This window comes from Pantoea hericii (assembly GCF_014155795.1).
Taxonomy (GTDB): Bacteria; Pseudomonadota; Gammaproteobacteria; order Enterobacterales; family Enterobacteriaceae; genus Pantoea; species Pantoea eucalypti.
Genome location: NZ_SCKV01000007.1, coordinates 204,185 through 217,934, shown reverse-complemented (window position 1 = coordinate 217,934; position 13,750 = coordinate 204,185). Strand labels below are relative to the sequence as shown.

At 54.4% G+C, this 13,750-nt stretch carries 14 protein-coding genes; all 14 read left to right on the top strand.

Going from position 1 to position 13,750, the window contains the following annotated elements:
* Window positions 1-33 precede the first annotated feature (33 nt).
* The 14 genes from atpI to pstA all read left to right on the top strand — a co-directional run bounded on the left by atpI (window position 34) and on the right by pstA (window position 13,719).
* A complete protein-coding gene (gene atpI / locus H7K52_RS16420; RefSeq protein ID WP_003849503.1) occupies window positions 34-414 on the top strand; it encodes a F0F1 ATP synthase subunit I in 381 nt (126 codons plus the stop codon).
* A gap of 8 nt (window positions 415-422) precedes the next feature.
* On the top strand, window positions 423-1,241 hold the full coding sequence (gene atpB / locus H7K52_RS16415; RefSeq protein WP_182630231.1) for a F0F1 ATP synthase subunit A: 819 nt from the start codon (window positions 423-425) through the stop codon (window positions 1,239-1,241).
* Between the two features lie 105 nt (window positions 1,242-1,346).
* Complete coding sequence (atpE, locus tag H7K52_RS16410; RefSeq protein ID WP_003849523.1) at window positions 1,347-1,586, top strand: F0F1 ATP synthase subunit C; 240 nt, start codon at window positions 1,347-1,349, stop codon at window positions 1,584-1,586.
* 107 nt (window positions 1,587-1,693) lie between these two features.
* Complete coding sequence (gene atpF / locus H7K52_RS16405) at window positions 1,694-2,164, top strand: F0F1 ATP synthase subunit B (RefSeq protein WP_003849528.1); 471 nt, start codon at window positions 1,694-1,696, stop codon at window positions 2,162-2,164.
* Window positions 2,165-2,178: 14 nt separating this feature from the next.
* Entirely contained in the window at window positions 2,179-2,712 is a 534-nt protein-coding gene (gene atpH, locus H7K52_RS16400; RefSeq protein WP_003849530.1) for a F0F1 ATP synthase subunit delta, read from the top strand.
* 14 nt (window positions 2,713-2,726) lie between these two features.
* Window positions 2,727-4,268 (top strand): F0F1 ATP synthase subunit alpha, encoded by a 1,542-nt coding sequence (atpA, locus tag H7K52_RS16395; protein ID WP_003849532.1) that lies wholly within the window; start codon window positions 2,727-2,729, stop codon window positions 4,266-4,268.
* Between the two features lie 52 nt (window positions 4,269-4,320).
* Window positions 4,321-5,187 (top strand): F0F1 ATP synthase subunit gamma, encoded by an 867-nt coding sequence (atpG, locus tag H7K52_RS16390; RefSeq protein ID WP_003849534.1) that lies wholly within the window; start codon window positions 4,321-4,323, stop codon window positions 5,185-5,187.
* Window positions 5,188-5,217: 30 nt separating this feature from the next.
* Complete coding sequence (atpD, locus tag H7K52_RS16385; protein ID WP_182630230.1) at window positions 5,218-6,615, top strand: F0F1 ATP synthase subunit beta; 1,398 nt, start codon at window positions 5,218-5,220, stop codon at window positions 6,613-6,615.
* 24 nt (window positions 6,616-6,639) lie between these two features.
* Entirely contained in the window at window positions 6,640-7,059 is a 420-nt protein-coding gene (locus tag H7K52_RS16380; protein WP_008926374.1) for a F0F1 ATP synthase subunit epsilon, read from the top strand.
* Between the two features lie 160 nt (window positions 7,060-7,219).
* Window positions 7,220-8,590 carry a bifunctional UDP-N-acetylglucosamine diphosphorylase/glucosamine-1-phosphate N-acetyltransferase GlmU gene (gene glmU / locus H7K52_RS16375; protein WP_182630229.1) on the top strand — a complete coding sequence of 457 codons (1,371 nt, stop codon included), beginning with the start codon at window positions 7,220-7,222 and terminating at the stop codon, window positions 8,588-8,590.
* A 154-nt stretch (window positions 8,591-8,744) separates the two neighbouring features.
* Window positions 8,745-10,574 (top strand): glutamine--fructose-6-phosphate transaminase (isomerizing), encoded by a 1,830-nt coding sequence (gene glmS, locus H7K52_RS16370; protein ID WP_039658675.1) that lies wholly within the window; start codon window positions 8,745-8,747, stop codon window positions 10,572-10,574.
* Window positions 10,575-10,739: 165 nt separating this feature from the next.
* A complete protein-coding gene (gene pstS, locus H7K52_RS16365; protein ID WP_182630228.1) occupies window positions 10,740-11,783 on the top strand; it encodes a phosphate ABC transporter substrate-binding protein PstS in 1,044 nt (347 codons plus the stop codon).
* Between the two features lie 86 nt (window positions 11,784-11,869).
* Window positions 11,870-12,832 carry a phosphate ABC transporter permease PstC gene (pstC, locus tag H7K52_RS16360; RefSeq protein WP_003849546.1) on the top strand — a complete coding sequence of 321 codons (963 nt, stop codon included), beginning with the start codon at window positions 11,870-11,872 and terminating at the stop codon, window positions 12,830-12,832.
* Window positions 12,829-13,719: a phosphate ABC transporter permease PstA gene (gene pstA / locus H7K52_RS16355; protein ID WP_003849548.1), complete on the top strand. Its 891-nt coding sequence runs from the start codon at window positions 12,829-12,831 to the stop codon at window positions 13,717-13,719. The genes pstC and pstA overlap by 4 nt, the downstream gene beginning before the upstream one ends.
* Window positions 13,720-13,750: the final 31 nt, after the last annotated feature.

Here is a 13,750-nt window from a genome sequence, read left to right as displayed (position 1 = left end):
ATACCCCTAACGGGGCAGGAGAGTATCAGCGTCATGTCAGTGTCTCTTTACAGTTTAAAATTCGCCCGAACGGTGCTGATGATTCAGCTGGTGACGATAGTCATCATCGGCGCACTCTTTACTGTTAAAGATGTCACCTGGGGTGTCTCTGCTCTTGCGGGTGGAGCGGCAGCCTGGCTGCCAAACGTAATGTTTTTGTTTTTAGCCTGGCGCCTGCAGGGGCAATCCCCCACTTCGGGGCGAGTCGCGTGGAGCTTCGCTTTAGGTGAAATAGCTAAAGTGTTTGCGACCATCATTTTGCTCATTGTGGCGTTGGGTCTGTTCGGCGCGGTTTTCTGGCCGGTCGGAATAACCTGGTTATCGGTGCTGGTGGTACATATTCTGGCACCGGCGGTAATTAACAACAAAGGGTAAGAGGCATCATGGCTGCAGGAGAAATCTCTACTCCGCAAGAGTACATTGGTCACCACCTGACACATCTTCAGTTGGACCTGCGTAACTTCGAGTTAGTGAATCCGCACGACGCTCCCGCGACGTTCTGGGTATTAAATATCGATTCCATGTTTTTCTCTATGGTGCTGGGAATCATCTTCCTGGTGTTGTTCCGTAGCGTGGCGAAGTCTGCCACCAGCGGTGTGCCAGGGAAAATGCAGGCGGCTATCGAACTGGTTGTCGGTTTCGTTGATAGTAACGTGCGCGACATGTATCACGGTAAGAGCAAACTTATCGCCCCGCTGGCTCTGACAATTTTTGTCTGGGTCTTCCTGATGAACTTCATGGATCTGCTGCCAATCGACCTGCTGCCATATATTGGTGAGCATGTGTTGGGGTTACCGGCGCTGCGCGTCGTACCGTCTGCAGACGTGAACATCACGCTATCTATGGCGTTGGGCGTATTTATTTTGATTCTGTTCTACAGCATCAAAATGAAAGGCATTGGCGGCTTCACGAAAGAGCTGACGCTGCAGCCTTTTAACCACCCGATCTTCATCCCGATCAACCTGATTCTGGAAGGTGTGAGCCTTCTGTCTAAGCCTGTATCACTGGGTTTACGACTGTTCGGTAACATGTATGCGGGTGAACTGATCTTTATCCTTATTGCCGGTCTGTTGCCGTGGTGGTCGCAGTGGGTGCTGAATGTGCCGTGGGCCATTTTCCACATCCTGATCATTTCGCTACAGGCTTTCATTTTCATGGTCCTCACGATCGTCTATCTGTCGATGGCATCTGAAGAGCATTGATTTTTTTCTCAACACTACTTTCCCGCTTGATTCCGGGTGGCAGCGCACAACGCTGAGGCCCGGAAGATTAAGGGAGCATTTAACTGAAACAAACTGGAGACTGTCATGGAAAACCTGAATATGGATCTGCTGTACATGGCTGCCGCTGTGATGATGGGCCTGGCGGCAATCGGTGCTGCGATCGGTATCGGCATCCTCGGAGGAAAATTCCTGGAAGGCGCTGCTCGTCAGCCTGACCTGATTCCTCTGCTGCGTACGCAGTTCTTTGTTGTAATGGGTCTGGTGGATGCAATCCCGATGATCGCTGTTGGTCTGGGTCTGTACGTGATGTTTGCTGTCGCCTAAAGCCCTGTGTTCACTCAGCGCACAATGTGCAAGGGTGAACGGATTCTGCCGCTTATCACGTTGATAACGGCAGAAAAGTTAAATACTCAATCTAGAGGCATTGTGCTGTGAACATTAATGCAACAATCCTCGGCCAGGCTATCGCGTTCATCCTGTTTGTCGCGTTCTGCATGAAGTACGTATGGCCGCCGCTGATGGCTGCTATCGAAAAGCGCCAGAAAGAAATTGCTGAAGGCCTTGCTTCTGCTGAACGTGCCAAGAAAGATTTGGATCTCGCGCAGGCTAATGCGACCGACCAGCTGAAAAAAGCCAAAGAAGACGCTCAGGTCATTATCGAGCAAGCGAACAAGCGTCGCGCGCAGATTCTGGATGAAGCCAAAACCGAAGCTGAAAACGAACGTAATCGCATCGTGACACAAGCGCAGGCTGAAATTGACGCCGAGCGTAAACGTGCACGTGAAGAACTGCGTAAGCAGGTTGCGTTGCTGGCTATGGCTGGCGCCGAGAAGATCATCGAACGCTCCGTGGATGAAGCTGCTAACAGCGACATCGTTGATAAACTGGTCGCTGAACTGTAAGGAGGGAGGGGCTGATGTCTGATCTGATTACTGTAGCTCGCCCCTACGCCAAAGCAGCTTTTGACTTTGCTGTTGAGCATCAAAGTATAGAACGCTGGCAACAGATGCTGGCGTTTGCCGCAGAAGTGGCTCGCAATGAACAGATGGCTGATCTTCTCTCAGGTGCATTAGCCCCTGAAGCGCTGGCAGCGTCGTTTAACGCAGTCTGTGGTGATCAACTGGATGAACCCGCACAGAACCTGATTAAGGTGATGGCGGAAAACGGACGTTTGACAGCGCTTCCGGCTGTACTGGCTCAGTATATCGAACTGCGTGACGCTCATGAAGCCACCGCTGAAGTCGATGTTATTTCCGCCAGTACGCTGAGTGACGACCAGCTGAATAAAATCAGCGCCGCGATGGAAAAACGTCTGTCACGCAAAGTTAAGCTGAATTGCAAAATTGATAAGTCTGTGATGGCAGGCGTGATCATCCGTTCGGGTGATCTGGTTATTGATGGCAGCGTACGCGGCCGTCTTGACCGTCTGGCTGACGTCTTGCAGTCTTAAGGGGACTGGAGCATATGCAACTGAATTCCACCGAAATCAGCGAACTGATCAAGCAGCGCATTGCTCAGTTCAATGTCGTGAGTGAAGCTCACAACGAAGGTACGATTGTTTCTGTAAGTGACGGTATCATCCGCGTACACGGCCTGGCCGATGTCATGCAGGGTGAGATGATTGCCCTGCCGGGTAACCGTTACGCTATCGCCCTGAACCTCGAGCGTGACTCGGTTGGTGCAGTGGTGATGGGTCCGTACGCTGACCTCGCCGAAGGCATGAAGGTTAAGTGTACTGGCCGTATTCTTGAAGTACCGGTAGGCCGTGGCCTGCTGGGCCGCGTCGTGAACACCCTGGGTGCACCTATCGACGGTAAAGGCGCAATCGACAACGACGGTTTCTCACCGGTCGAAGTGATTGCACCTGGCGTTATCGATCGTCAGTCAGTCGACCAGCCGGTTCAGACCGGTTATAAGTCGGTCGATGCGATGATTCCAATCGGCCGTGGTCAGCGTGAGCTGATCATCGGTGACCGTCAGACCGGTAAAACCGCGATGGCGATCGATGCGATCATCAACCAGCGTGACTCAGGCATCAAGTGTGTCTACGTTGCGATTGGTCAGAAAGCCTCAACCATCTCTAACGTGGTTCGTAAGCTGGAAGAGCATGGCGCACTGCAGAACACCATCGTTGTTGTGGCGTCTGCTTCTGAATCTGCTGCACTGCAGTATCTCTCTCCGTACGCAGGTTGTGCGATGGGCGAATACTTCCGTGACCGTGGTGAAGATGCGCTGATCGTATACGATGACCTCTCCAAGCAGGCTATCGCTTACCGTCAAATCTCTCTGCTGCTGCGCCGTCCACCAGGCCGTGAAGCATTCCCTGGCGACGTGTTCTATCTCCACTCTCGTCTGCTGGAACGTGCATCACGCGTAAGCGCTGATTATGTTGAGCGTTTCACCAATGGCGCAGTGACAGGTAAAACCGGTTCACTGACCGCGCTGCCGATCATCGAAACCCAGGCGGGCGACGTTTCTGCGTTCGTTCCGACCAACGTAATCTCGATTACTGATGGTCAGATCTTCCTGGAATCGAACCTGTTCAACTCCGGTATTCGTCCGGCTGTTAACCCAGGTATTTCGGTATCCCGCGTAGGTGGTGCTGCACAGACCAAGATCATCAAGAAACTGTCCGGTGGTATCCGTACCGCGCTGGCACAGTATCGTGAACTGGCGGCGTTCTCGCAGTTCGCCTCTGATCTGGACGATGCAACCCGCAAACAGCTGAGCCATGGTCAGAAAGTGACCGAGCTGCTGAAGCAGAAACAGTATGCGCCGATGTCTGTCGCGCAGCAGGGTCTGGTTCTGTTCGCTGCAGAGCGTGGCTACCTGAACGACGTTGAACTGGCAAAAATTGGCAGCTTCGAAGCTGCGCTGCTGGCCTTCGCCGATCGCGACCACGCTGAGCTGATGGCTGAAATCAACCAGTCGGGTAACTTTAACAACGATATCGAAGCGAAGCTGAAAGGCCTGATCGATACGTTTAAAGCAACCCAGTCCTGGTAATGTCTGGCGGCTTGTCTGAAAAGGCAGGCCGCAAGGCTTTGAGGAGAAGCTAATGGCCGGCGCAAAAGAGATACGAAGCAAGATTGGAAGCGTGAAAAACACGCAGAAGATCACCAAAGCGATGGAAATGGTCGCCGCCTCCAAGATGCGTAAAACGCAGGAACGCATGGCGGCCAGCCGTCCGTATGCAGACACCATGCGCAAAGTGATTGGTCACCTTGCGTTGGGTAATCTGGAATACAAGCACCCTTACCTGGAACAGCGCGACGTGAAGCGCGTCGGCTACCTGGTCGTTTCTACAGACCGCGGGCTTTGTGGTGGTTTGAACATTAACCTGTTCAAAAAATTACTGGCGGATATGAAGTCCTGGTCCGATAAAGGCGTGCAGAGCGATCTGTCGATTATCGGTTCAAAAGGGGCGTCATTCTTCAGTGCAGTAGGTGGCAACATCGTGGCGCAAGTCAGCGGCATGGGCGATAAACCTGCCCTGTCTGATCTGATTGGCCCGGTAAAAGTGATGTTGCAGGCGTATGATGAAGGCCGCATCGACAAACTGATGATCGTCAGTAACAAGTTCAATAACACCATGTCTCAGACTCCGACCATCACCCAACTGCTGCCGTTAGCGCCAGCGGAAGGTGAAGAAGAGATGAAGGCGAAGACCTGGGATTACCTGTACGAACCCGATCCGAAAGCGCTGCTGGATACCCTGCTGCGTCGTTATGTCGAATCGCAGGTTTATCAGGGTGTGGTGGAAAATCTGGCCAGTGAGCAGGCCGCACGTATGGTAGCGATGAAAGCCGCAACCGATAACGGCGGAAATCTGATCAAAGAGCTGCAGTTGGTTTACAACAAAGCTCGTCAGGCCAGCATCACCCAGGAACTTACCGAGATCGTCTCGGGGGCCTCCGCGGTTTAACCAGGTTTGGAATTAGGTAGAGGATTCAAGATGGCAACTGGAAAGATTGTCCAGATTATCGGCGCCGTTGTTGACGTCGAATTCCCTCAGGACGCGGTACCGCAAGTGTACAGCGCCCTCGAGGTTATGAATGGTGATGTGCGTCTGGTGCTGGAAGTACAGCAGCAGCTGGGCGGCGGCGTAGTACGTACCATCGCAATGGGTACGTCTGACGGCCTGAAGCGTGGTCTGAACGTCAACGACCTGCAGAAACCGATTCAGGTACCGGTCGGTAAAGCGACTCTGGGCCGTATCATGAACGTTCTCGGCGAGCCAATCGATATGAAAGGCGAGCTGAAAGAAGAAGATGGCAGCGCAGTAGAGATTGCCTCTATTCACCGCGCAGCGCCTTCTTATGAAGATCAGTCTAACTCGCAGGAACTGCTGGAAACCGGCATCAAGGTTATCGACCTGATGTGTCCGTTTGCCAAAGGCGGTAAAGTGGGTCTGTTCGGTGGTGCGGGTGTAGGTAAAACCGTCAACATGATGGAACTGATCCGTAACATCGCAGCTGAACACTCAGGTTACTCAGTGTTTGCTGGTGTGGGTGAGCGTACTCGTGAGGGTAACGACTTCTACCACGAAATGACTGACTCAAACGTTATCGACAAAGTTGCTCTGGTCTATGGCCAGATGAACGAGCCGCCGGGTAACCGTCTGCGCGTAGCCCTGACCGGTCTGACCATGGCGGAAAAATTCCGTGATGAAGGCCGCGACGTTCTGCTGTTCATCGATAACATCTACCGTTATACCCTGGCCGGTACAGAAGTCTCTGCACTGCTGGGTCGTATGCCATCTGCGGTAGGTTACCAGCCAACGCTGGCAGAAGAGATGGGTGTGTTGCAGGAGCGTATTACCTCCACCAAGACCGGTTCAATCACTTCCGTACAGGCCGTTTACGTCCCTGCGGATGACCTGACTGACCCGTCACCAGCAACCACCTTTGCGCACTTAGACTCAACGGTAACGCTGAGCCGTCAGATCGCATCTCTGGGTATCTACCCGGCCGTTGACCCACTGGACTCTACCAGCCGTCAGCTGGATCCGCTGGTTGTTGGTCAGGAACACTATGATGTTGCGCGTGGCGTTCAGTCACTGCTGCAGCGTTATCAGGAACTGAAAGACATCATCGCCATCCTCGGTATGGATGAGCTGTCTGAAGAAGACAAACTGCTGGTGGCACGTGCGCGTAAGATTCAGCGCTTCCTGTCTCAGCCGTTCTTCGTTGCGGAAGTATTCACCGGTTCACCGGGTAAATACGTTACGCTGAAAGACACTATCCGTGGCTTTAAAGGCATCATGGAAGGTGAGTTTGACCACCTGCCAGAGCAGGCCTTCTACATGGTTGGCGCCATCGAAGAAGCCGTGGAAAAAGCGAAGAAACTGTAATAACGGTTTCCCGGGAGGAAGATTATGGCTATGACTTATCACCTGGATGTGGTCAGCGCAGAGGAGCAGTTGTTCTCTGGTCTGGTACAGAAGATTCAGGTGTCAGGTAGCGAAGGTGAACTGGGGATTTTCCCTGGCCATGCGCCGCTGCTGACTGCCATTAAGCCTGGAATGATCCGTATCGTGAAACAGCACGGCGAAGAGGAGTATATCTACCTCTCTGGCGGCGTGCTGGAAGTGCAACCAGGCAGCAGCACCGTTCTGGCCGATACCGCGATTCGCGGTACCGATCTGGACGAAGCGCGCGCGCTGGAAGCAAAACGCAAAGCAGAAGAGCACATGAACAGCAGCCATGGTGACGTGGACTATGCTCAGGCCTCTGCCGAGCTGGCGAAAGCCATTGCTAAACTGCGCGTGATCGAACTGACCAAAAAAGCGATGTAATCCAGCTTTATGCGTCACGAAATGCCAGCCCTCGGGCTGGCATTTTTTTTGCCTGCAGCGCCCGATCTGCCTGTCCGCCTAATTTCGGCCTGAGAAAAATGTAGTAATCTCAACCTCAAACCGTTTTACTTTCACCCGTAAAAATTCACTCAGGATAGTTATGTCTAACAGTGCGATGAGTGTGGTGATCCTTGCAGCTGGCAAGGGCACCCGTATGTATTCCGATCTGCCTAAAGTTCTGCATACGCTGGCAGGCAAACCGATGGTTCAGCACGTCATTGATGCCGCCAAAGGGCTGGGCGCACAGCATGTGCATCTGGTTTATGGTCATGGCGGCGATCGCCTGAAAGCGACCCTCACTGACAGCACGCTTAACTGGGTGCTGCAGGCCGAGCAGCTCGGCACCGGCCATGCCATGCAGCAGGCTGCCCCTGCTTTTGCAGATGATGAAGATATCATGATGCTCTATGGCGACGTGCCGCTGATCACGCAGGCGACATTGCAGCGTCTTCGCGAAGCAAAACCGCAGGGCGGCATCGGCTTACTCACCGTGGTACTGGATGACCCTACCGGCTATGGCCGCATTGTGCGTGAAAACGACACCATCACTGGCATTATCGAACAGAAAGATGCCAGCCCGGCGCAGCTCACTATTAAAGAGATCAACACCGGCATTCTGATCGCCAACGGTGGCGACTTAAAACGCTGGCTGGCGCAGCTGACCAACAACAATGCGCAGGGTGAGTATTACATCACCGATATTATCGCGCTGGCGCATCAGGAAGGCCGGGTGATCAACACGGTCCATCCGGCACGCATCAGTGAAACGGATGGTGTCAATAACCGGCTGCAGCTGGCGACATTAGAACGCACTTACCAGGCTGAACAGGCGGAAAAACTGCTGCTGGCCGGCGTAATGCTGCGCGATCCGGCCCGTTTTGATCTGCGTGGAACGCTGACCCATGGACGGGATGTTGAAATCGACACCAACGTCATTATTGAAGGCCAGGTCACGCTGGGCTCGCGCGTCAAAATTGGCGCGGGCTGCATTATCAAAAACAGCGTGATTGGCGATGACTGTGAAATCAGCCCCTATACGGTGATCGAGGATGCTAATCTCGCCACCGCCTGTACCGTTGGGCCTTTTGCCCGTCTGCGTCCTGGCAGCGAGCTGGCGCAGGCCGCCCACGTGGGTAACTTCGTCGAAATGAAGAAAGCGCGTCTGGGTAAGGGTTCGAAAGCGGGTCACCTCTCCTACCTGGGTGATGCAGAGATTGGCGACAACGTGAATATCGGTGCAGGCACGATCACCTGTAACTACGATGGCGCGAATAAATTTAAAACTGTGATTGGCGATGACGTGTTTGTCGGCTCGGATACGCAGCTGGTGGCACCGGTCAACGTCGCGCCAGGCACCACCATCGCGGCAGGTACTACCGTTATGAGGGATGTGCCTCAGGCTGGTCTGGTTTACAACCGCAAAGAGCAGAATCACAAAGCTGACTGGCAGCGTCCGGTGAAGAAAAAATAAATTTTTTAACGGCCCGCTTTATGCGGGCCGATGCAGTGCAGTGCCAAAACTATAATCCCCACTCTCTACAAGGCTCGGGGAACCGGCAAAGCCGGATATCAGGTCGCATGACAACAGAAGTGGCGAAAAGCCATGTAGTCAGGAAAACATCATTATGTGTGGAATTGTTGGTGCAGTAGCACAACGCGATATCGCAGAAATTCTGCTGGAAGGTCTGCGTCGTCTTGAATATCGCGGATATGATTCGGCCGGTCTGGCCGTGGTCGATCGTCAGGGGCACGTCACGCGCCTGAGACGTTTAGGGAAAGTGCAGAAGCTGGCAGAAGCCGCTGAACAGCAACCGCTGATTGGTGGCACCGGCATCGCGCACACGCGCTGGGCAACCCATGGCGAGCCGTCGGAAGCGAATGCGCATCCGCACATCTCAGAGCACATTATCATTGTGCACAACGGCATCATTGAAAACCATGAGCCGCTGCGCGCTGAGCTGATCGCGCGCGGCTACGTCTTTGCCTCTGAAACCGACACCGAAGTGGTGGCGCATCTGGTTCACTGGGAGCAGAAGCAGGGTGGTTCGCTGCGTGAAGTGGTGTTGCGGGTGATCCCGCAGCTGCGCGGTGCCTATGGCATGGTGATCATGGACAGTCGCGATCCGTCACTGCTGGTGGCGGCCCGTTCCGGCAGCCCACTGGTGATTGGTCGGGGGATGGGTGAAAACTTTATCGCCTCGGATCAGCTGGCCCTGCTGCCGGTGACCCGTCGGTTCATCTATCTGGAAGAGGGTGATATCGCCGAGATCAGTCGTCGTGATGTCACGATTATTGACCGTGAAGGCAACACCGTGACGCGTGCCGAGATCGAATCAAACCTGCAATATGATGCCGGTGACAAAGGTATTTACCGTCACTACATGCAGAAAGAGATCTACGAACAGCCGATGGCGCTGAAAAGCACCCTCAGTGGCCGGTTCAGCCAGGGGCAGGTTGACCTCAGCGAGCTGGGCGCGGGCGCAGAAGCACTGCTGAGCCAGGTGGAGCATATCCAGATTATCGCCTGCGGCACCTCCTACAACTCCGGCATGGTATCACGCTACTGGTTTGAGTCGCTGGCTAACCTGCCCTGCGATGTGGAGATCGCCTCCGAGTTCCGCTATCGCAAGTCAGCAGTGCGCAAAAACAGCCTGCTGATCACCCTGTCGCAGTCGGGTGAAACGGCAGATACCCTGGCGGCGCTGCGTCTCTCTAAAGAGCTGGGCTATCTGGGCTCGCTGGCGGTCTGTAACGTGGCCGGTTCGTCACTGGTGCGGGAATCTGACCTGGCATTGATGACCAAAGCGGGCACCGAAATTGGCGTCGCCTCCACCAAAGCATTCACTACCCAGTTAGCGGTGCTGCTGATGCTGGTGGCGAAACTGGGCCGTCTGAAAGGCATGTCTGCCGAGACTGAGCATGAGATCGTTCATGCACTGCAGGCATTGCCGAACCGGATTGAGCAGATGCTGGCGCAGGATAAGCTGATTGAGAATCTGGCAGAAGGCTTCTCTGACAAGCATCACGCGCTGTTCCTGGGACGTGGCGATCAATACCCGATTGCCATGGAAGGGGCGCTGAAGCTCAAGGAGATCTCCTACATTCATGCGGAAGCCTACGCGGCAGGCGAGCTGAAGCATGGCCCGCTGGCGCTGATTGATGCGGACATGCCGGTGATCGTGGTGGCACCTAACAATGAACTGCTGGAGAAGCTCAAATCCAACATCGAAGAGGTACGCGCTCGCGGCGGCCTGCTCTATGTGTTTGCGGATCAGGATGCGGGCTTCAGCGACAGTGACGGCATGAAGATTATTCCGTTACCGCACGTTGAAGAGGTGATTGCCCCCATCTTCTACACCGTGCCGTTGCAGTTACTCTCCTATCACGTTGCCCTGATCAAAGGGACCGACGTCGATCAGCCACGTAACCTGGCAAAATCGGTTACCGTGGAATAACCTGGTGGGCCCCGTCGCGGGCCCACTTCATTCCGGCTCTCTGTCATATAACTGTCATATTTCGTACATTTCACTGTCATCAAACTGTCCTATTTTCCCTCCTGCAGCAATCACAGACTCTTACTAAAACGGCCCCAAGCCTGACTTTTCTCCCCTGGAGGGAACATGACACTGATGCGTAGCACCGTAGCCCGAATCCTCGCCACCACCTTCGCCGTAAGCGCGGTATCTGCTTTTGCGGCCACCGATCTCACTGGCGCAGGCGGGACGTTCCCGGCGCCGGTTTATGCCAAGTGGGCAGCAGAATATCAGCAAGCCACCGGTAGCAAAATTAACTACCAGGGCATCGGTTCATCTGGCGGCGTTAAACAGATCATCGCCAAAACCGTTGATTTCGGTGCGTCCGATGCGCCAATGAAAGATGAAGATCTGCAGAAAAATGGCCTGTTCCAGTTCCCTACCGTGATCGGTGGTGTGGTACTGGCAGTTAACCTGCCCGGTATCAAGTCAGGCCAGCTGACGCTGGATGGCAAGACCGTTGGCGATATCTATCTCGGCACCATCAAAAAGTGGAACGACCCGGCGATCGCCAAACTTAACCCGGGCGTGAAACTGCCGGAAACCAACATCAACGTGGTGCGTCGCGCTGATGGTTCAGGCACCTCATTCGTCTTCACCAGCTATCTGGCGAAAGTGAACCAGGACTGGAACAGCAAAATTGGTAAAGGCAACACCGTTAACTGGCCAGTGGGTCTGGGCGGTAAAGGCAACGACGGCGTCGCCGCGTTTGTTCAGCGTCTGCCGGGTTCAATCGGTTATGTTGAATATGCCTACGCTAAACAGAACAACCTGACCTACACCAAACTGATGGATGCTGATGGTAAAGCGGTGGCACCAAGCGAAACCAGCTTCAGCAATGCCGCGAAAGGCGCAGACTGGAGCAAATCGTTCGCACAGGATCTGACCTTCCAGAAGGGCGCTGATGCCTGGCCAATCTCCTCAACCACCTTCATTCTGATCTATAAAGACCAGGCGAATGCGACCAAAGGCGCTGAAGTACTGAAGTTCTTCGACTGGGCTTACAAGAAAGGCAGCAAAACCGCCACTGCGCTGGATTATGCTGCGCTGCCAGAGAGCGTGACCGAGCAGATTCGCGCCGCCTGGAAAGCCAACATCAAAGACAGTTCTGGTAAAGCGCTTTATCAGTAATTGACCGACCCTGACCGGGCAGCGGTCCGGTCAGACCCAACGGGCGGCTCATGCCGCCCTGATAACTTCTGAAGACTGAGACTTCTATGGCTGCAACGAAGCCGGCATTCAAAGCCCCGGGTAAACAAGGTGATAAGATTTTTGGCGCGCTGGTCAGACTGGCTGCGCTGATTGTACTGTTACTGATGGGCGGCATTATTGTTTCCCTGATCATCTCCTCGTGGCCCAGCATCCAGAAGTTTGGTTTCGCCTTTTTGTGGACCAAAACCTGGGATGCGCCCAACGAACAATTTGGTGCACTGGTACCGATCTACGGCACCCTTGTAACCTCCATCATTGCCCTGATTATTGCCGTGCCGGTGAGTTTCGGTATCGCGCTGTTCCTGACTGAACTCTCACCCGCCTGGCTGCGTCGCCCGCTGGGCACGGCTATTGAGCTACTGGCGGCTATCCCGAGTATCGTTTACGGCATGTGGGGCCTGTTTGTTTTCGCGCCGCTGTTCGCCGAATATTTTCAGACGCCGGTTAATGACGTGATGTCGGGCATTCCGATTGTCGGCGAACTCTTCTCCGGCCCCGCTTTTGGTATCGGTATTCTTGCGGCAGGGGTGATTCTGGCAATCATGATCATCCCTTACATCGCTTCGGTCATGCGCGACGTGTTTGAACAGACCCCGGTGATGATGAAAGAGTCTGCTTACGGTATCGGCTGCACCACCTGGGAAGTGATCTGGCGCGTCGTACTGCCCTTTACCAAAAATGGCGTGATTGGTGGTGTGATGCTGGGACTGGGTCGTGCGCTGGGCGAGACCATGGCGGTCACCTTTATTATCGGCAACACCTACCAGCTCGACAGCCCGTCGCTGTTTATGCCGGGTAACAGCATTACCTCAGCACTGGCTAACGAGTTTGCAGAAGCGGAGTCGGGCGTGCATGTTGCCGCGCTGATGGAGCTGGGACTGATCCTGTTTGTGATTACCTTTATCGTGCTGGCGATTTCAAAGCTGATGATTATGCGACTGCAGAAAAGTGAAGGAGCGCGCTCATGACCACGATTGAAATTCAGGCGCGTGCCGAACTGGACGCATCGCGCCGTAAAATGCAGTCCTGGCGCAGTACTAAAAATAAAATTGCGCTGACGCTGTCGCTGCTGACCATGGCATTTGGTCTGTTCTGGCTGGTGTGGATCCTGTTTACCACCGTAACGCGCGGCGTAGATGGGCTTTCCTGGTCCCTTTTCACTGAATCAACGCCACCGCCGAATACCGCGGGCGGCGGTCTGGCGAACGCCCTGGCGGGCAGTGGATTGCTGATTTTCTGGTCTACATTTTTTGGTACGCCGCTGGGCATCATGGCGGGTATTTACCTGGCTGAATATGGTCGCAAATCGGCGCTGTCAGAAGTGATTCGCTTTATTAACGACATTCTGCTTTCAGCACCCTCCATTGTGGTCGGCCTGTTCGTCTACACCCTGGTGGTGGCGAAGATGCAGCACTTCTCCGGCTGGGCCGGGGTGATTGCACTGGCTCTGCTGCAGGTGCCCATTGTGATTCGTACCACTGAAAACATGCTGCGTCTGGTGCCAGACAGCATGCGTGAAGCCGCTTATGCGCTCGGCACGCCCAAGTGGAAGATGATCTCGGCCATCACCCTGAAAGCCTCGGTCTCCGGCATCATTACTGGCGTGCTGCTGGCGATTGCCCGCATCGCAGGTGAAACAGCCCCGCTGCTGTTTACGGCACTGTCGAACCAGTTCTGGAGCACCGACATGATGCAGCCGCTGGCGAACCTGCCGGTCACCATCTTTAAATTCGCCATGAGCCCGTTTGCCGAATGGCAGAGCCTGGCTTGGGCGGGTGTGCTGATCATTACCCTTTGCGTGCTGTTGCTGAACATTGTCGCGCGGGTCATTTTCGCCAAAGGTAAACACGGTTAACTTCCGGCGCGGCCCTGAGCGGCGCCGTATA